Source organism: Pseudomonas sp. LPB4.O, assembly GCF_038383825.1.
Taxonomy (GTDB): domain Bacteria; phylum Pseudomonadota; class Gammaproteobacteria; order Pseudomonadales; family Pseudomonadaceae; genus Aquipseudomonas; species Aquipseudomonas putida.
This window is the reverse complement of sequence record NZ_CP151298.1, coordinates 4,107,649-4,125,754: the sequence shown is the minus strand read 5'-3', so window position 1 is coordinate 4,125,754 and position 18,106 is coordinate 4,107,649. Positions and strand designations below refer to the sequence as shown.

Annotated in this window: 20 protein-coding genes and 1 tRNA gene; 10 read left to right on the top strand and 11 right to left on the bottom strand. The window is 62.3% G+C overall.

Features of this window, described 5'->3' with window-relative positions; all coding sequences use genetic code 11:
- Window positions 1-17: 17 nt before the first annotated feature.
- Window positions 18-698 carry a leucyl/phenylalanyl-tRNA--protein transferase gene (aat, locus tag MRBLPB4O_RS18800; protein ID WP_063422625.1) on the bottom strand — a complete coding sequence of 227 codons (681 nt, stop codon included), beginning with the start codon at window positions 696-698 and terminating at the stop codon, window positions 18-20.
- Between the two features lie 479 nt (window positions 699-1,177).
- Here aat and MRBLPB4O_RS18795 point away from each other — a divergent pair, with 479 nt between their 5' ends.
- From MRBLPB4O_RS18795 to cysG, 6 genes are all read left to right on the top strand, one after another.
- Window positions 1,178-3,664, top strand: a complete 2,487-nt coding sequence (locus MRBLPB4O_RS18795; protein ID WP_341796241.1) for a DNA translocase FtsK 4TM domain-containing protein — start codon at window positions 1,178-1,180, stop codon at window positions 3,662-3,664.
- A gap of 62 nt (window positions 3,665-3,726) precedes the next feature.
- Window positions 3,727-4,350 (top strand): outer membrane lipoprotein chaperone LolA, encoded by a 624-nt coding sequence (gene lolA, locus MRBLPB4O_RS18790; RefSeq protein ID WP_341796240.1) that lies wholly within the window; start codon window positions 3,727-3,729, stop codon window positions 4,348-4,350.
- Between the two features lie 12 nt (window positions 4,351-4,362).
- Window positions 4,363-5,688 (top strand): replication-associated recombination protein A, encoded by a 1,326-nt coding sequence (locus MRBLPB4O_RS18785; protein WP_341796239.1) that lies wholly within the window; start codon window positions 4,363-4,365, stop codon window positions 5,686-5,688.
- Window positions 5,685-6,059 (top strand): fluoride efflux transporter CrcB, encoded by a 375-nt coding sequence (crcB, locus tag MRBLPB4O_RS18780; protein WP_016711494.1) that lies wholly within the window; start codon window positions 5,685-5,687, stop codon window positions 6,057-6,059. The genes MRBLPB4O_RS18785 and crcB overlap by 4 nt, the downstream gene beginning before the upstream one ends.
- 30 nt (window positions 6,060-6,089) lie before the next feature.
- Window positions 6,090-7,370, top strand: coding sequence for a serine--tRNA ligase (gene serS, locus MRBLPB4O_RS18775; protein WP_102689951.1), 1,281 nt, complete (start codon window positions 6,090-6,092; stop codon window positions 7,368-7,370).
- Window positions 7,371-8,762 (top strand): siroheme synthase CysG, encoded by a 1,392-nt coding sequence (cysG, locus tag MRBLPB4O_RS18770; RefSeq protein WP_341796238.1) that lies wholly within the window; start codon window positions 7,371-7,373, stop codon window positions 8,760-8,762. It abuts the gene before it with no gap.
- A gap of 130 nt (window positions 8,763-8,892) precedes the next feature.
- Here cysG and MRBLPB4O_RS18765 read toward each other — a convergent pair whose 3' ends face one another.
- From MRBLPB4O_RS18765 to MRBLPB4O_RS18730, 8 genes are all read right to left on the bottom strand, one after another.
- Entirely contained in the window at window positions 8,893-9,852 is a 960-nt protein-coding gene (locus MRBLPB4O_RS18765) for a glutathione S-transferase family protein (protein ID WP_341796237.1), read from the bottom strand.
- A gap of 94 nt (window positions 9,853-9,946) precedes the next feature.
- Entirely contained in the window at window positions 9,947-10,948 is a 1,002-nt protein-coding gene (locus MRBLPB4O_RS18760) for a glycosyl transferase family protein (RefSeq protein ID WP_341798910.1), read from the bottom strand.
- Between the two features lie 11 nt (window positions 10,949-10,959).
- Window positions 10,960-11,295, bottom strand: a complete 336-nt coding sequence (locus MRBLPB4O_RS18755) for a TusE/DsrC/DsvC family sulfur relay protein (protein ID WP_016488112.1) — start codon at window positions 11,293-11,295, stop codon at window positions 10,960-10,962.
- Window positions 11,292-11,588 (bottom strand): sulfurtransferase complex subunit TusB, encoded by a 297-nt coding sequence (gene tusB, locus MRBLPB4O_RS18750; RefSeq protein WP_341796236.1) that lies wholly within the window; start codon window positions 11,586-11,588, stop codon window positions 11,292-11,294. The genes MRBLPB4O_RS18755 and tusB overlap by 4 nt, the downstream gene beginning before the upstream one ends.
- Window positions 11,588-11,947 carry a sulfurtransferase complex subunit TusC gene (gene tusC, locus MRBLPB4O_RS18745; RefSeq protein WP_016498867.1) on the bottom strand — a complete coding sequence of 120 codons (360 nt, stop codon included), beginning with the start codon at window positions 11,945-11,947 and terminating at the stop codon, window positions 11,588-11,590. The genes tusB and tusC overlap by 1 nt, the downstream gene beginning before the upstream one ends.
- A 1-nt stretch (window position 11,948) precedes the next feature.
- Window positions 11,949-12,341, bottom strand: a complete 393-nt coding sequence (tusD, locus tag MRBLPB4O_RS18740; protein WP_016498868.1) for a sulfurtransferase complex subunit TusD — start codon at window positions 12,339-12,341, stop codon at window positions 11,949-11,951.
- 175 nt (window positions 12,342-12,516) lie between these two features.
- Window positions 12,517-13,896 carry a uracil-xanthine permease family protein gene (locus tag MRBLPB4O_RS18735; protein ID WP_061203131.1) on the bottom strand — a complete coding sequence of 460 codons (1,380 nt, stop codon included), beginning with the start codon at window positions 13,894-13,896 and terminating at the stop codon, window positions 12,517-12,519.
- 325 nt (window positions 13,897-14,221) lie between these two features.
- Window positions 14,222-14,893 carry a Bax inhibitor-1/YccA family protein gene (locus MRBLPB4O_RS18730; protein ID WP_019471940.1) on the bottom strand — a complete coding sequence of 224 codons (672 nt, stop codon included), beginning with the start codon at window positions 14,891-14,893 and terminating at the stop codon, window positions 14,222-14,224.
- Between the two features lie 134 nt (window positions 14,894-15,027).
- Here MRBLPB4O_RS18730 and MRBLPB4O_RS18725 point away from each other — a divergent pair.
- Window positions 15,028-15,115: transfer RNA gene (locus tag MRBLPB4O_RS18725), tRNA-Ser, on the top strand.
- A gap of 90 nt (window positions 15,116-15,205) precedes the next feature.
- Entirely contained in the window at window positions 15,206-15,454 is a 249-nt protein-coding gene (gene trbK, locus MRBLPB4O_RS18720; protein WP_016498870.1) for an entry exclusion lipoprotein TrbK, read from the top strand.
- 93 nt (window positions 15,455-15,547) lie between these two features.
- Here trbK and MRBLPB4O_RS18715 read toward each other — a convergent pair whose 3' ends face one another.
- Complete coding sequence (locus tag MRBLPB4O_RS18715) at window positions 15,548-15,817, bottom strand: DUF3077 domain-containing protein (protein WP_341796235.1); 270 nt, start codon at window positions 15,815-15,817, stop codon at window positions 15,548-15,550.
- 21 nt (window positions 15,818-15,838) lie between these two features.
- The gene (locus MRBLPB4O_RS18710; protein WP_341796234.1) at window positions 15,839-16,081 is read right to left on the bottom strand and encodes a hypothetical protein; all 243 of its coding nucleotides are present in this window, start codon (window positions 16,079-16,081) and stop codon (window positions 15,839-15,841) included.
- A 404-nt stretch (window positions 16,082-16,485) separates the two neighbouring features.
- On the opposite strand from MRBLPB4O_RS18710, the gene arfB reads away from it, so the two are divergent.
- Window positions 16,486-16,899, top strand: coding sequence for an alternative ribosome rescue aminoacyl-tRNA hydrolase ArfB (arfB, locus tag MRBLPB4O_RS18705; RefSeq protein WP_197898275.1), 414 nt, complete (start codon window positions 16,486-16,488; stop codon window positions 16,897-16,899).
- Between the two features lie 205 nt (window positions 16,900-17,104).
- Window positions 17,105-17,992 carry a LysR substrate-binding domain-containing protein gene (locus MRBLPB4O_RS18700; RefSeq protein ID WP_132841721.1) on the top strand — a complete coding sequence of 296 codons (888 nt, stop codon included), beginning with the start codon at window positions 17,105-17,107 and terminating at the stop codon, window positions 17,990-17,992.
- Window positions 17,993-18,106: the final 114 nt, after the last annotated feature.

Genomic DNA, 18,106 nt, shown 5'->3' with positions numbered 1-18,106 from the left:
CAGCTATGGCAACTCGCCTAGGCAACCCACGTTGCGCTGTTGGGCTGGTCGAGGTGGCGTGCCAGGTAGCCGGCGAACTCGGCGCGGCTAATGGCATGGGCGCCCAGGCTGTGCAGGTGGTTGGTGGGCATCTGGCAGTCGATCAGCACGAAGCCGGCTTCGCGCAGGTGGTTGACCAGGGTCACGAAGCCAACCTTGGAGGCGTTGTCGGCGCGGCTGAACATCGATTCGCCGAAGAACAGCTGGCCCATGGCCAGGCCGTACAGGCCGCCGACCAGCTCGCCGTCCTGGCGTACCTCCACCGAATGCGCGATGCCACGGCGGTGCAGTTCGCAGTAGGCGTTGCGCATGGTGTCGGTGATCCAGGTGCCGTCGGCGTAGTCGCGTGGTGCAGCGCAGGCAGCGATGACGGCGGCAAAGTCGGTGTCGAAGCTGACCTGGTAGCGGCCCTGGCGCATCAGCTTGGCCAGCGAGCGGGAAACATGCAGTTGGTCGGGCAGCAGCACCGTGCGCGGGTCGGGTGACCACCACAGGATCGGCTGGCCGTCCTGGTACCACGGGAAGCAGCCATGGCGGTAGGCCTGCACCAGGCGCTCGGGGCTCAGGTCGCCGCCAGCGGCAAGCAGCCCGTTGGGGTCGTGCAGGGCCTTTTCCAGGGGCGGGAAGGTCAGCGAGTCGCGGGTCAGCCAGGTAAGCATGGTCTATCGTGCGGTGGGGGAGGGGAGAGGGCAGCATGGCGCGGGTGAAAAGCAGGGTCAATCTCTTTGGCTGCCTCAACGCCAGCGTTGCAGTTTGTAGGAGCAGCCTTGCGCTGCGAAGAGGCCGGTGCTGCCACAGCAGATTCATGGCCTTACCGGCCTCTTCGCAGCACAAGGCTGCTCCTACAGAGAGGCAGTGCAGTTTCGGCAATTCTGGGCAATTTCCTGCACATTCATGAAAACGCCGGCACCATCCGCTACATTTGCGGTCACACCTGTGCAAAAACACAGCATAAGCCTTTGTCACAAAAGAAAATGCATGCTCAAATTGCAGCCATGTGAAAGTCGCCCCCGGCAAACCCCCCATGCGGCGTGCCGCCATGGCGGCTGGCGGGCAGTAATGTTAAAAGTAGTGGTTCATTGGCCGCACAGCTGCCGATCACTATTGGACGCGCACCACGCGCAGGAATAGACGCGTTTTGAAGAAATCCACCGCAACCCCAGCTCCTTTGCCTGTGCCCCTGTGGCGGCAGCAGCTGCATTACCGCCTCAAGGAAGGTGCGTTGATCGCGATCGGCGCCCTGTGCCTGTACCTGTGGATGGCGCTGCTGACCTACGACACCTCCGACCCAGGCTTCAGCCACACCAGCAACGTCGACCAGGTGCAGAACGCCGCCGGGCGGGCCGGTGCCTACTTCGCCGACATCCTGTTCATGGTGCTGGGTTACTTCGCCTACATCTTCCCGCTGTTGCTGGCGGTCAAGACCTGGCAGATCTTCCGCGAGCGCCATCAGCCGTGGGACTGGAGCGGCTGGCTGTTCTCCTGGCGATTGATCGGCCTGGTGTTCCTGGTGCTGTCCGGTGCAGCGCTGGCGCATATCCACTTCCATCCGCCGGCGAGCATGCCGTTTTCCGCGGGTGGCGCGCTGGGCGAGAGCCTTGGCGAGCTGGCGCGCAACCTGCTGAACGTGCAGGGCAGTACGCTGATGTTCATTGCCCTGTTCCTGTTCGGCCTGACCGTGTTCACCGATTTGTCGTGGTTCAAGGTGATGGACCTGACCGGCAAGATCACCCTCGACCTGTTCGAGTTGGTGCAGGGCGCCGCCAACCGCTGGTGGGAGGCGCGCAACGAGCGCAAACGCCTGGAGGCGCAGCTGCGTGAGGACGAGCCAGTCTTCAAGGCACCGCCGACGGCTGCCGACAAGCGGGAACCGGCCAAACCGGCGTTGCGCGAGCGCATCTTCAAGCGTGAAGAAACGCCCGCCCAGCCTGTTGTGCAACGCGAACCGACCCTTGCCCGTGAGCCCGTGGTGCCGCGCGAGCCGGTAGTGGCGCGTGAAGCCGTGGTGCCCCGCGAGCAGCCTGCGGGCCCGACCATCGTGCCACCGGCAGCGGCCAAGGCACCTGAGCCGAGCAAGCGCGTGATGAAAGAGAAGCAGGCGCCGCTGTTCGTCGACAGCGCCATCGAAGGCACCCTGCCGTCGATCTCGATTCTCGACCCGGCCGAGCAGAAAAAGATCGAGTACTCGCCAGAATCCCTGGCCAGTGTCGGCCAGTTGCTGGAAATCAAGCTCAAGGAATTCGGCGTTGAAGTGGCGGTGGACTCGATCCACCCAGGCCCAGTGATTACCCGTTATGAAATCCAGCCGGCCGCTGGCGTGAAGGTCAGCCGCATCGCCAACCTGGCCAAGGACCTGGCGCGTTCGCTGGCCGTGACCAGCGTGCGAGTGGTTGAGGTAATCCCTGGCAAGACCACCGTGGGTATCGAGATCCCCAACGAAAACCGGCAGATGGTGCGCTTCTCCGAAGTGCTGGCCACGCCGCAGTTCGAGGAGCAGAAATCGCCGGTCACCCTGGCCCTGGGCCACGACATCGGCGGCAAGCCGGTGATCACCGACCTGGCCAAGATGCCACACCTGCTGGTGGCCGGTACCACCGGCTCCGGTAAGTCGGTGGGTGTGAACGCGATGATCCTGTCGATCCTGTTCAAGTCTGGCCCGGAAGACGCGCGGTTGATCATGATCGACCCGAAAATGCTCGAACTGTCGATCTACGAAGGCATCCCGCATTTGCTGTGCCCGGTGGTTACCGACATGAAGGACGCTGCCAACGCCCTGCGCTGGAGCGTGGCCGAGATGGAGCGGCGCTACAAGCTGATGGCGGCCATGGGCGTGCGTAACCTTGGCGGCTTCAACCGCAAGATCAAGGATGCCGAGGAAGCCGGCGAGGTCATCCATGACCCGCTGTTCCGCCGCGAGAGCATGGACGACGTGCCGCCTGCGCTGAAAACCCTGCCGACAATCGTGGTGGTGGTCGACGAATTCGCCGACATGATGATGATCGTCGGCAAGAAGGTCGAAGAGCTGATTGCCCGTATCGCCCAGAAAGCGCGGGCGGCGGGTATCCACCTGATTCTTGCCACCCAGCGCCCGTCGGTGGACGTGATCACCGGCCTGATCAAGGCCAACATCCCGACCCGCATGGCGTTCCAGGTGTCGAGCAAGATCGACTCGCGCACCATCATCGACCAAGGTGGCGCCGAGCAGCTGCTGGGCCACGGTGACATGCTGTACATGCCGCCGGGTACCAGCCTGCCGATCCGCGTGCACGGTGCGTTCGTCTCCGACGACGAAGTGCACCGCGTGGTGGAAGCGTGGAAGCTGCGCGGCGCGCCGGACTACAACGACGACATCCTCAACGGCGTGGAAGAGGCCGGCAGCGGCTTTGAAGGCGGCGGCGGTGGTGGCGATGGCGATGATTCGGAAAGCGACGCCCTGTATGATGAGGCCGTGCAATTCGTGCTGGAAAGCCGCCGTGCGTCGATCTCGGCCGTGCAACGCAAGCTGAAGATCGGCTACAACCGCGCCGCCCGCATGATCGAAGCCATGGAAATGGCTGGCGTGGTCACCCCGATGAACAGCAACGGCTCGCGGGAAGTGATTGCCCCGGGCGGCCCGCGCGACTGATGAATACCTTGCCGGGCGCCAACGGTGGCGCCCGGCCTTTTCAATGCTCAATGAGGATTACCATGCGCGCGATTCGCATGCTGTTGGTTTCTGCCCTTGCTCTGGGCAGCGTTTCGGCTTTTGCCGGTGAGCAAGATGTACAACGCCTGACCCAGCTGCTTGAAAAGTCGCAGACCATCGAGGCCAATTTCTCTCAATTGACCTTGGGTGCCGACGGCGCCAGCCTGCAGGAAACCGCTGGCCAGATGACCGTCAAGCGCCCCGGCCTGTTCTACTGGCACACCAATGCGCCGCAGGAGCAGGTGGTGGTGTCTGATGGCAAGATGGTTACCCTGTGGGACCCGGACCTGGAACAGGCCACCGTCAAGAAGCTCGACGTGCGCCTGAACCAGACCCCGGCACTGCTATTGTCCGGTGACGTGTCGAAGATCAGCCAGAGTTTCGACATCGTCTCGAAAGAGCAGGGCGAAGTAATGGACTTCACCCTCAAGCCGAAGACCAAGGACACCCTGTTCGATTCGCTGCGCGTGTCGTTCCGCAAGGGCCTGATCAATGACATGCAGCTGATCGACAGCGTCGGCCAGCGCACCAATATCCTGTTCAATGGCGTCAAGGCCAACCAGGCGGTGCCGGACAGCAAGTTCAAGTTCGACATCCCCAAGGGCGCGGACGTGATCAAGGAGTAACCGGAGCTCGTCATGGACCTGTTTCGAAGCGAACCCGTTGCCCAGCCCCTGGCCGCCCGCCTGCGCCCGTCCAACCTGGACGAATACGTCGGCCAGGAGCACCTGCTGGCACGCGGCAAACCGCTGCGTGAGGCGCTGGAGCAGGGCGCGCTGCACTCGATGATCTTCTGGGGGCCGCCTGGGGTGGGCAAGACCACCCTGGCGCGGCTGCTGGCGCAGTTCTGCGATGCGCACTTCGAGACGGTGTCGGCGGTACTGGCCGGGGTCAAAGAGATTCGCCAGGCGGTCGAGGTAGCCAAGCAGCAGGCCGGCCAGTATGGCCGGCGCACCATCCTGTTCGTCGACGAAGTGCACCGCTTCAACAAGTCGCAGCAGGACGCCTTTTTACCCTATGTGGAAGACGGCACCCTGCTGTTCATCGGCGCCACCACCGAGAACCCGTCGTTCGAGCTGAACAACGCGCTGCTGTCGCGGGCGCGGGTGTATGTGCTCAAGAGCCTGGACGAGGCGGCCCTGCGCAAGCTGGTCAACCGTGCGCTGACGGAAGAGCGTGGCCTGGGCAAGCGCAACCTGCGGGTGGGCGACGACGCCTTCAAGATGCTGATGGCCGCCGCCGACGGTGATGGCCGGCGCATGCTCAATTTCCTTGAGAACGCCTCGGACCTGGCGGAAGACGGCAGCGAAATCGACGTCGAGATGCTGCAGAGCCTGCTGGGTGACAGCCGTCGCCGCTTCGACAAGGGCGGCGAGGCGTTCTACGACCAGATTTCCGCGCTGCACAAGTCGGTGCGCGGCTCCAACCCCGATGGCGCCCTGTACTGGTTTGCCCGCATGCTCGACGGCGGCTGCGACCCGCTGTATATCGCCCGCCGCGTGGTGCGCATGGCCAGCGAGGACATCGGCAACGCCGACCCGCGCGCGCTTGGCCTGTGCCTGGCGGCCTGGGACGTGCAGGAGCGCCTGGGCAGCCCCGAGGGCGAACTGGCGGTGGCCCAGGCCATTACCTACCTGGCCTGTGCGCCAAAGAGCAACGCGGTGTACATGGGCTTCAAGACCGCCCTGCGCGAAGCGGCCGAGCATGGCTCGCTGGAAGTGCCGTTGCACCTGCGCAACGCCCCGACCAAGCTGATGAAACAACTGGGCTATGGCGACGAGTACCGTTATGCCCACGATGAACCCGATGCCTACGCCGCTGGTGAAGATTACTTCCCCGATGAGCTGGAGCCACGCCCGTACTACCAGCCGGTGCCCCGTGGCCTGGAACTGAAGATTGGCGAGAAGCTGCGCCACCTGGCCGACCTCGATCGCAACAGCCCCCGCCAGCGGAGAAAACCGTGATTGCACTCATTGCCGCCGTCAGCGCGGGCGGTATCGCCGGCACCTTGTTGCGCTTCGCTACCGCCAACTGGGTAGCGGCCCACTGGCCACGTCACTTCTATGCCGGTACGCTGGCAGTCAACCTGGTTGGCTGCCTGCTGATCGGCCTGCTCTATGGCTTGTTCTTGCACAAGCCGCTGGCGCCGGTCGAGCTGCGCGCTGGCTTGATTGTCGGCTTCCTCGGAGGCCTTACAACCTTTTCCTCTTTCTCGCTCGATACCGTGCGCCTGATGGAAAGCGGGCAAGTGCCCCTTGCCTTGGGCTATACCAGTATCAGCGTGGTGGGCGGGCTGCTCGCGACCTGGGCCGGTCTGTCTTTGACCCGATTCTGAACCAACACCTACCTATAACGAGAGAACGATATGCTCGATTCCAAACTGTTACGCGGCCAACTTCAGGAAGTGGCGCAACGCCTGGCCTCCCGTGGCTTCAGCCTGGATGTCGCGCGCATCGAATCACTGGAAGAGCGCCGCAAGGCGGTGCAGACCCGTACCGAGCAGCTGCAGGCCGAGCGTAACGCCCGTTCCAAGTCCATCGGCCAGGCCAAGGCCAAGGGCGAAGACATCGCGCCACTGATGGCCGACGTCGAGCGCATGGCTAACGAGCTGGCTGCCGGCAAGACCGAACTGGACGGCATTCAGGCCGAACTGGACGGTATCCTGCTGACCATCCCCAACCTGCCGGACGCCAGCGTACCGGTCGGAGCCAGCGAGGATGACAACGTCGAAGTGCGCCGTTGGGGTACGCCGACCGCCTTTGACTTTGTAATCAAGGACCACGTCGCCCTCGGCGAAGTCAGCGGTGGCCTGGACTTCGAGGCCGCAGCCAAGCTGTCTGGTGCCCGCTTTGCCGTGCTGCGTGGCCCGATCGCCCGCCTGCACCGCGCCCTGGCGCAGTTCATGATCAACCTGCACACCGGCGAGCACGGCTACGAGGAGCACTACACCCCGTACCTGGTGCAAGCGCCTGCCTTGCAGGGCACTGGCCAGCTGCCGAAGTTCGAGGAAGACCTGTTCAAGATCACCCGCGAAGGTGAAGCTGACTTCTACCTGATCCCGACTGCCGAAGTGTCGCTGACCAACCTGGTAGCGGGTGAAATCCTCGACGCCAAGCAGCTGCCGCTGAAACTGGTTGCCCACACCCCTTGCTTCCGCAGTGAAGCCGGTGCTTCTGGCCGTGACACCCGCGGCATGATCCGCCAGCACCAGTTCGACAAGGTCGAGATGGTGCAGGTGGTGGAACCGGCCAAGTCGATGGAAGCCCTGGAAGGCCTGACCGCCAACGCCGAGCGCGTGCTGCAGCTGCTGGAGCTGCCGTACCGCGTGCTGGCCCTGTGCACCGGAGACATGGGCTTTGGTGCGGTGAAAACCTACGACCTGGAAGTGTGGGTACCGAGCCAGGACAAGTACCGCGAAATCAGCTCGTGCTCCAACTGTGGCGACTTCCAGGCACGCCGCATGCAGGCCCGCTGGCGCAACCCGGAAACCGGCAAGCCAGAGCTGGTGCACACCCTCAACGGCTCCGGCCTGGCCGTAGGCCGTACCCTGGTTGCCGTGCTGGAAAACTACCAGCAGGCCGACGGTTCTATCCGTGTACCGGACGTGCTGAAGCCGTACATGGGCGGCGTCGAGGTCATCCGCTAAATGGATTACCTGCCGCTGTTCCACAAGCTGCAAGGCGGCCGCGTGCTGGTCGTCGGTGGCGGTGAGATCGCCTTGCGCAAGGCGCGCCTGCTGGCGGATGCCGGTAGCGAGCTGCGCGTGGTGGCGCCGGAGGTCGACGGCCAGTTGGCTGCGTTGGCCCGGGAAGGTGGCGGTGAGGTGCTGGTGCGTGGCTATCAGGCAGCCGACCTGGTCGGTTGCCGGCTGGTGATCGCGGCTACCGACGACCCTGAGCTGAATGCCCAGGTGTCGGCGGATGCGCAGGCACTCAGCCTGCCCGTCAACGTGGTGGATGCCCCGGCCCTGTGCACGGTGATCTTCCCGGCGATTGTCGACCGTTCACCACTGGTGATTGCGGTATCCAGTGGCGGTGACGCCCCGGTGTTGGCGCGTTTGATCCGCGCCAAGCTGGAGGCCTGGATTCCGTCGGCCTATGGTGAGCTGGCCGGGCTGGCTGCGCGTTTCCGGCACAAGGTCAAAACCTTGTACCCGGACGTCAACCAGCGTCGCGGCTTCTGGGAAACCGTGTTCCAGGGGCCGATTGCCGAGCGCCAGCTGGCCGGGCAGGGCGCTGAGGCCGAACGCCTGTTGCAGGCGATGGTGGATGGCGCGCCGGTGCAGCAGGGTGGTGAGGTGTACCTGGTAGGTGCTGGCCCGGGCGACCCGGACTTGCTCACCTTCCGCGCCTTGCGCCTGATGCAGCAGGCCGATGTGGTGCTGTACGACCGCCTGGTGGCGCCTGCCATTATCGAGATGTGCCGGCGTGATGCCGAGCGCATCTACGTGGGCAAGCGCCGTGCTGACCATTCCGTGCCCCAGGACCAGATCAACCGCCTGCTGGTCGACCTGGCCAAGCAGGGCAAACGCGTGTTGCGCCTGAAGGGTGGCGACCCGTTCATCTTCGGCCGGGGTGGCGAAGAGATCGAAGAGCTGGCCGAGCATGGCATCCCGTTCCAGGTGGTGCCGGGCATTACTGCGGCCAGTGGCTGTTCCGCTTATGGCGGTATACCGCTGACTCACCGCGACTACGCCCAGTCGGTGCGTTTCGTCACCGGGCACCTGAAGGATGGCACCAGCAACCTGCCGTGGAATGACCTGGTGGCGCCGGCGCAGACGTTGGTGTTCTACATGGGGTTGGTCGGTTTGCCGACCATCTGTGCCGAGCTGATTCGCCATGGCCGGGCGGCAAGTACCCCGGCGGCGTTGGTGCAGCAGGGGACTACGCGTAACCAGCGGGTGTTCACCGGTACTTTGGCGGACTTGCCAGAGCTGGTGGCCCGGCATGAAGTGCATGCGCCGACCCTGGTGATTGTGGGGGAAGTGGTGCAGTTGCGTGACAAGCTGGCCTGGTTCGAAGGTTCGCAGAACAGCTGAAATTGTCGGGGCCGCTTTGCGGCCCATTCGCAGCACAAGGCTGCTCCTACAGGGATCGCGTGAAGCTCTGCGTGATTCCTGTAGGAGCAGCCTTGTGCTGCGAATGGGCTGCAAAGCAGCCCCGGCTATCTCAAGCCTGCCAGATCCCTTTCCCCACCAACATCTCCCGATCATGCGGCAAGCCAAAGTCCTGCAAAGGCCCCTTAGGCACGATCCCGGTCGGGTTGATGGTCTTGTGGCTCATGTAATAGTGCTTCTGGATATGCTCCATATCCACCGTCCCCGCCACCCCCGGCCACTGGTACAGCTCACGCAGCCAGTTCGACAGGTTGTGATAGTCACTGAGGCGGCGCAGGTTGCACTTGAAGTGCCCGTGGTACACCGCATCGAAGCGCACCAGCGTGGTAAACAGGCGTACATCGGCCTCGGTCAGGTACTCACCGGCCAGGTAGCGGTTACGGCTCAGCACGTCTTCCAGATGATCCAGCTCGTTGAACACATCGTCGAACGCTGCCTCGTAGGCGTCTTGCGTGGTGGCAAAGCCTGCGCGGTACACGCCATTGTTCACCGCCGGGTAAATGCGCTCGTTCAATGCCTCGATGGTCGGCCGCAGTGGCTCGGGGTACAGGTCCAGCGTATTGCCGGTCAGTTCGTTGAACGCGCTGTTGAAGATGCGGATGATCTCCGACGACTCGTTGTTGACGATACGTTTCTCTTGCTTGTCCCACAGCACAGGCACGGTCACGCGGCCGGTGTAATGCGGGTCATCCTGTGTATAGCGTTGGTGCAGGTACTGCAGGCCGTCGAGGTGGTCACCGCTGGAGCCTTGCTGCTGGTCGAAGGTCCAGCCATTGTCTTGCATCAGCCAGCTGACCACCGACACATCGATCAATGGCTCAAGGCCTTTCAGGGCACGCAAGATCAGGGTGCGGTGGGCCCATGGGCAGGCCAGCGAGACGTACAGGTGGTAACGGCCAGCCTCCGGGGCGGGCAGCTGATTGCGGCGCTGGGCGTTTTCGCGTTTGAACGTGCCGTCCTTGCCGTTTTCATACCACTGGTCGTGCCAGCGGCCGTCGATCAAAAGGCCCATGGTGAGCTCCTGAAACAAAGTTGTTTGTCGTTGGAGCCCAGTCTAGGCCAAATCGTTCGAACAAATAGCGCAAAGATCGGGGTGCTATTATCGGCTAAATCGATCTATTCCGCGTATTCCAATAGCCTTGCGCTGTCGCGAATGCCTGCTCGCGGTCTTGCCCCAGGCCACGCAGGGCCAAGGCCATGGTCGCGATCAGGGCCTTTTCGCCATAACTGTCTTCCACTTCACCGCGCCAGAACGCGCGCAGGTGCTCGGCCTGCAGGCTGCCCGGTTTGACATGGCGGCGCTCGCTCAGCGCTGGCCACTCTTCGTCCCACGCTTCGCCCGCCGTGGTGCCGTAGAGGTGGCTGATGACATCGGGGTTGACCTCGATCTCGCCGCCATCGCCCTTGATCACCACAGCATGGTCGCCCAACAGGCGGCTGGCCTCACGGTGCACGGCCTGGTAGCCAGGGTGGAAGATGCTTTGCAGGCCACAGCGTGCGCCCAGCGGGTTGAGTACCCGGGCCAGCGAATGGATGGGCGAGCGCAGGCCCAAGGTGTTGCGCAGGTCGATCATGCGCTGCAACTGCGGCGCCCAGTCGTGCAGCGGGAAGAACGCCAATTGGTGCTGGTCGAGGGCGTTGCCGGCGGCGGCCCAGTCGCGGCATAGCGGGATCTGCAGCAGGTCGAGCAGTTGCTCGCTGTACATGCGCCCGGCAGTGTGTGCGCCGCCGCCGTGCATCAGGATGCGCACGCCATTGCCGGCCAGGCACTTGGCCGCCAGCAGGTACCAGGGCAGGTGGCGCTTCTTGCCGGCGTAGGTGGGCCAGTCCAGGTCCACCGCAATGCTCGGTGCCTGCAGGTGGGCGCGCAGGGCCTCGGTGAAGCCGGCCAGCTCTTCGGCGCTTTCTTCCTTGTGGCGCAGCAGCATGAGGAAGGCACCCAGCTGGGTGTCTTCGACCTTGCCTTCCAGCAGCAGGGTCATCGCCGCGCGGGCTTCTTCGCGGGTCAGGCCGCGCGCGCCGCGCTTGCCTTTGCCAAGAATGCGCACGAATTCAGCGAACGGGTGTTCGGCGGGGGTCTCCAGGGTGAGGGGACGAGCTTCATTCAAGAGGGGCTGGGTCATATGCAGTTGGTCGGCTTGGGCAGGCCCGCCAGCTTGGCGGCAAGTTTGGCGGGGGTGCCATTGAACAGGCGGTTCAGGTGCGGGCTGTTGCCCTTTTCCGGGCCCAGCTTCAGGGCCGTGTACTTGATCAGCGGGCGCGTGGCCGGGGACAGCTGGTATTCCTGGTAGAACTGGCGCAGCAGTTCGAGGATTTCCCAATGGTCCGCCGTCAATGGGATACCCTCGCGCTCGGCCAAAGCCTCGGCGGCGGCGCGGGACCAGTCTTGCAGGTCGACCAGAAAGCCGTCCTTGTCCAGGGCGATCGCCTGATCGCCAACGTTGAGCGTACTCATAGCCAGCTGTTGACCTTGTCGTAATGCAGCGACAGTTCGACGAACCCGGCGTAGTCCACGGCCTTGGCCAGGTCGTTGTCGACCGCGCGGGCTTGCACATCCTCGTCCAGGGCGAACAGGCGCTGGGCCAGGCCGGCAGCTTGCAGCTGGCGGTGCGGCTCGCTGCCGCTGCGCAGGGCATACACCGCATCGCCGCACAGCAGCAACGCGTCGTATGTGCCGAGCAGGCGCAGGCAGCTGGCCAGGCGCTCGTCGCCAAACGGGGAGTGGGCAATTACATGCAGGGTTGTCATCAGAGCGTTACCACCTGGTCGAAACGGGCGATCAGCGCGGCAAGGGCCGCGTCATCCAGCACTTGCACCGGCAGCGCCAGGGCATCGACTGCCAGGCCGCGGCGGGTGAGGCTGTGGCTGCAGGCGAACAGCTCCTCGACACCGAACATCGGCAGCGCCTGCAGGTTGGCGGCCAGATTCTTCTGTTGCACGGCGGTGGGTTGCTGGCCGGGAGCGAGCTGGAACACCCCGTCGTCCAGGAACAGCATGCCCAGCGGCAGGTCGAAGGCCCCGCCTGCCAGGGCGATGTCCAGCGCTTCGCGGGCCGATGGGCCATTCCAGGGGGCCTGACGGCTGATGATCAACAAGGATTTGGCCATTTCAGTCGCCTCCAAAGCAGACAAGGCGGTCGGCAACCTGCGCCGCTTCATGCAGCTGGCCAAGCCCCGACAGTTCCCAAGGTTTGGGCAGGTTCACCGCCGGGCGCTGGTAACGGTTGGCTTCGGCCTCGTCGAGCACGCCACGGCGCAGGGCGGCGGCGATGCAAACCACGGCGTCCAGCTGGTGAGTCTCGATAAAGGCACGCCATTGGCTGGCCACGTCCAGTTCGTCCTGGGGCGCGACCACGTTGGCCGAGGCACTGTGCACCCCGTCCTGATAAAAGAACAGCCGGGCAATCTCATGCCCGCCGGCCAGCACTGCCTCGGCGTAGCGCAAGGCGCGCCGCGAGGAGGGCGCATGGGCCGGGGAGAACACCGCGATAGCGAATTTCATGGCTAACTCATGCAAAGGAATGCCGCCATGATAAAGCAAAAAAGCCCGCGCCCGCTTGTGCAAGCGGCGCGGGCTTTCTATGTATCCGTGTGCCCTACGCGACCCCTGTGGGAGCGGCCTTGTGTCGCGATGGGCTGCAAAGCAGCCCCATGGCCTTGTCAGAAGCACACAAGACTCAAGCCTGCTCCTTGCTCTCCGGCAAGAACCAGTTCAGCACCAGTGCACAGATCCCCCCGGTAGCCACACCCGACTCCAGCACATTGCGAATCGCCGCCGGCATATGCGCCAGGAACTCCGGCACCTGCGCCACGCCCAGGCCCAGCGCCAACGACACGGCAATGATCAGCAGCGCACGGCGGTCCAGCCGGGTGCTGGCCAGAATATTGATCCCCGAAGCCGCAACCGCCCCGAACATCACCATGGCCGCACCACCCAGCACCGGCTCCGGCACTGCCTGGATCACCCCGGCGACGCTCGGGAACAGCCCCAGCAGCACCAGCATCACGGCGATCCAGATACCGATATGTCGGCTGGCAATGCCGGTCAGCTGAATCACCCCGTTGTTCTGGGCAAAGATCGAGCTGGGGAAGGTATTGAACACACCGGCCAGCAGCGAGTTGGCACCGTTGACCAGCACGCCACCCTTGATCCGCTGCATCCATACCGGCCCTTCGACCGGCTGGCGCGACACCTTGCTGGTGGCGGTAACGTCACCGATGGCTTCCAGCGAAGTCACCAGGTAAATCACCAGCATCGGAATGAACAGCGCCCACGAGAAGCCCAGGCCGAAGTGCAGCGGCGTCGGCACCTGGAACAGCGCGGCCTCGTGCATGCCGGTAAAGTCCAGGCGGCCCATGTAGCCGGCCAGTGCATAGCCAACCGCCAGGGCAATGACGATGGCGCAGCTGCGCATCCACACTACCGGCACGCGGTTGAGGATCACGATGATCGCCAGCACCACGCCCGACAGCAGCAGGTTATCGCCGTTGGCAAAGGTGCCATTGGCCATGGCGCCGAAGCCGCCGCCCATGCTGATCAGGCCGACCTTGATCAAGGTGAGGCCGATCATCAGCACGACGATACCGGTCACCAGCGGGGTGATCAGGCGTTTGACGAACGGCAGGATGCGCGACACGCCCATCTCCACGAACGAGCCCGCAATCACCACGCCGAAGATGGCTGCCATCACACCCTCTACCGGCGTGCCTTGCTTGACCATCAGCGCGCCGCCCGCAATCAGCGGGCCGACAAAGTTGAAACTGGTGCCCTGCACAATCAGCAGCCCGGCGCCGAATGGGCCAAAGCGCTTGCACTGGACGAAGGTGGCGATACCCGAGATCACCAGCGACATGGAAACGATCAGGTTGGTATCACGCGCAGAAACGCCCAGCGCCTGGCAGATCAGCAGGCCAGGGGTAACGATCGGCACGATGATCGCCAGCAGGTGCTGCAGGGCAGCCAGCAGGCCGATCAGCAGCCGTGGCTTGTCCTCCAGGCCAAGCACCAGTTCATTGGCAGGCGCCGCTGCGCCTGGGCTGTGTTCGTGTGAGCTCATTGCTGAAAGCTGCCCCGGAAGAAAAAAGGAGCGCATTCTACGGGGTGAAGAGGGATTGCGGTAGAGAAAAGCACGATGGCGGCATGATCGGCGAGCATTTGCTTGTTTATCTGACTTTTTGGTCAGCAATTGCGGTTGGCGGGGTTGTGAGGGTGGGCCAGGTGTCCGCCTTGAGTTATAGGGAGGGGCAGAAATCGAGCGCCGCCCGCGCGGCGGTCGATTTATCAGGCACTGAACCTCTATCGACGTACACCCCGCACCCCAGTCCCCTTTCGAAAACCCACAAAAAAGCCCGCCGAAGCGGGCTTTCTCACACAGCAATCAATCAGTCATCGCGACCCATGATGCCAAACAGCTGCAGCAGGCTGACAAACAGGTTGTAGATCGACACATACAGGCTGATGGTCGCCATGATGTAGTTACGCTCGCCACCATGAATGATCGCGCTGGTCTGGAACAGGATGCAGACCGACGAGAACAGCACGAAGCCAGCGCTGATCGCCAGTTGCAGGCCGCTGATCTGGAAGAAGAAGCTGGCAACGACAGCACCCAGCAACACGAAGAAGCCCGCAGTGATGAAACCGCTGAGGAAGCTCATGTCCTTGCGGGTGATCAGCACATAAGCCGACAGGCCACCAAACACCAGCGCAGTCATGGCAAACGCCGAGCTGACCACTTCAGCGCCACCGGCCATGCCCAGGTAACGGTTGAGGATAGGGCCGAGGATGAAGCCCATGAAGCCGGTGAGGGCGAAGGTGGACACCAGGCCCCAAGCCGAATCACGCAGCTTGTTGGTCAGGAAGAACAGCCCGTAGAAGCCGATCAATACCACAAATATGTTCGGGTAGCCGACGCGCATCTGCTGGGCCACGAATGCCATGACACCGCTGAAGGCGAGGGTAAGCGCCAGCAGGCTGTACGTGTTGCGCAGGACCTTGCTGATCTCCTGCTGCTCGACCTGCTGGCCGTGGTGGACGGCGTAATCCTGTTCGCGCATGGCGACACTCCTTGGTAAAACCTGTGGTTTCAGACGTTCAGATGCTAGGAGTCTATCAGAGCTCCTGCAACCCGCGACACAGAGAGTTTGACAGCGTGTTTCATTACGGTATTATGGCGGCCGCAAAACGAGCTGGAAGCGTGGCCGAGTGGTTTAAGGCAACGGTCTTGAAAACCGTCGATGGGCAACTATCCTAGAGTTCGAATCTCTACGCTTCCGCCATATTCAAAGCCCTGATTATTCAGGGCTTTTTGCGTTTTTGGGGCCTGTAAAACGGGCTTCTGGAGCGGGTCAATTCAAAGGAGTGAGTGAATGTCCATTGTGCCTTTTGCACGTCTGGTTGCAGCGCTTGGCGTTGCCGTGAGCCTTACAGCCATTGCCGAAGACAGGGTGCCTGAACCCAACGAAGCGAATTGCTCGGGTGAAACCTATGAGCAAATCCTGGCGAGCCTCTCCAAGGAATGGGACCGCAATGAGTTCATCGCCAACTGCAAAAGCTTCCATGCTGCCAAAAAGATGACCAAGTGGAAGTTCGAAAAGAGCCCACCTGACAGCTTCTGAGCCCAGCCAAAGCCCCGGCAGAGATGCTGGGGCTTTGTTGCATCAGGTTGGGGCTGTAGGCGCTTTTCGAGCCAATGTCGGATGCCAGGCAAATCAGCGCATCATGCCCAGCTCGGCATCATCCATCAGTGCCTTGGCCAGCGCACTCAGATAGTGAGCAGCCCAGATCATCATCCGTTTCTCTTCCATCAATCCGATAATTGTCAGCTCCCGCGCGTACCCCATCAACTCCGAAGATTGCTCCCGGGCGCTTTTGCAGGGAATTCCGGCTTCGATGCGAAACAGTGGGTGGGTCTGGTTTTCACCCTGGTAGAACGTGGTCTTGCCTACTGTGGTTTGTTCGTTCGATTTGTCTGTAGTCATGGGTCCATCTCCCTGATCGGCTCAGTGCTGCATTCGCGGCTCGTTCGGCGTCTGTGCCTGAATCAATGCGGACTCAAGTAACGAGCGCAGGGACTCAAGTTCATGGGTCGTCGCCATCATCAGCACCGCTGCAGGTGACTTGGGCTGCATCAGCATCGCTTGTTGCGAAATGGCTAGCGCGCAGACGGCATATTCCGCGGCTTGGATGAGGGTATCTTCGAGGGAGTGGAGCGTGTGGGGTTGGTCGGGGACCATCTTGAGCATTGTTCAATTCCCTATTAGTGCTGCCACCCCTCAGCCGTCAAGCAAAAGGGTGGCAGCTGTACGAGGGTTGACGGACCGGCGGAATTGAGAAGCTCCGGCGCACGCAAGCGTGCCCGCACGTACAGCCACCATAAAAAGGTGCCATAACTCAAAACCATCGCGGCCCGTCAAAGCCGTGTCACTGATGGGCAGCGACAGGCCGAGACTAGAGCCCAAAAGGGCACCCGCAACGGAAAATAGGCGGCAACAGTATCTTTGGGAAATGCCCTACAAGAAAGCGAAAAATTCTGATTTTTCGACACAGATAGACATCATCTTGGGTGGGGATAGCAAGGAATCGTGTGTTGTTCTATGGGGGGAGCGGCTAAGGCTGTGATAATGGTGGCAATGACAAGGGCCATACCATGCTGATCATCTCCAATAACGTGCATCTGCCGGATGCCGAAATCGAACTGACCTATATCCGCGCGCAAGGCGCAGGTGGGCAGAATGTCAACAAGGTGTCCAGCGCCGTACACCTGCGCTTCGACATCCCGGCCTCGTCGTTGCCCGAGTTCTACAAGGAGCGGCTGCTGGCGCTGCGTGACAGTCGCATCACCGGCGACGGCGTGTTGATCATCAAGGCCCAGCAGTACCGCACCCAGGAGCAGAACCGTGCTGACGCACTGGCGCGTCTTGGCGAGTTGATCATCGCTGCCGGCAAGACCGAAAAGAAACGCCGCCCCACCAAGCCGACCCTCGGCTCGAAGACCCGCCGCCTCGAAGGCAAAGCCAGACGGAGCACTGTCAAGGCGGGCAGGGGGAAGGTGGATTTCTAGTGCTGGTGGTGGACGTTGCTGGTTTCTGCGTGTTGCCGGGCGTTCTGGCAAGGAATGCGGTCGTTGTGCTTCGGGCCGATCATCGTCAAGCTGAGTAAGCGCAGATTGCAGGCTCGCCGGGACGGCACGAGCCAGGCGCAGGCCCCATGGGTTTTGGACCACTGCACTCGCGGGGCTTCAAAAGCTATCTACCAGGAACTGAATAGTGCGCTACGACCTCACTAGCCTTGACCTTTTCATCACCGTTGCTCAAGAGCGCAACCTCACTCGGGCAGGGCGAATCAAGCATGTCGCGGTCTCGGCCATCAGCAAAAGGATCACTGAGCTTGAGGCGCAGATCGGCTCCCCTCTGTTGCTGCGTAATGCACGCGGCGTCGAGCTGACGCCAGCGGGGCAGTCCTTGCTGTTCTATGCCAGGCAACTCAAGCAAACCATGGCGCAGCTCGACACGGAATTGAGTGGTTACGCCAGCGGGGTCAAGGGGCATATCCGCATCCACGCCATCACTTCCGCGCTGTCCCAATTCTTGCCACAGGACGTTGACGGCTTTGCCCAGTTGTACCCACAGATCAAGTTTGATATCGAGGAACGAGTGGGTTCTGCGGTGATCCGAGCAGTGGCCGATGGGCGAGCTGATCTTGGGATCATTGCAGCACAAACAGCCTCAGAGGGGCTTGAGGCGCTGACCTACAGGCATGATGAGTTGACCTTGGTGGTCCCCAGTGGTCATGAGCTAGCCACGCGTAAGGTCATCAAATTCAAGGAGGTGCTGGAGCATGAATTCGTTGGCCCTCACCTTGAAAGCTCGATGCACACCTTGCTGACAGCGGAGGCCGCCAAGCTGGGTATGAGCCTCAAGTTACGTATTCGGATTAGCAGCTTCGACTGCATGTGCAGGATGGTGTCTGCCGGGCTGGGTATCGCTGTGCTGCCTCGTAGTGTCATCAACCAGTATCTGCGCAGCCACAAGCTCAAGGCTGTGACCCTGGATGAGCCATGGGCACACCGCACGCTGTTACTGGTGGTCAGAAAGTACGAAGCCGCATCCCCCACGCTCAAAACGTTCATCGATCACCTGAAGCTACCAGAGTAGAGCAGTCCGTCAGCGTTCTCGTTTGGAGAACGCTGTTGTGGTAATTGACCAATTTTCATCCCCGCAGACTGCTCTTAGTATCGGCTCAACCGCCTAAGGCATGGCTCCGTGCAT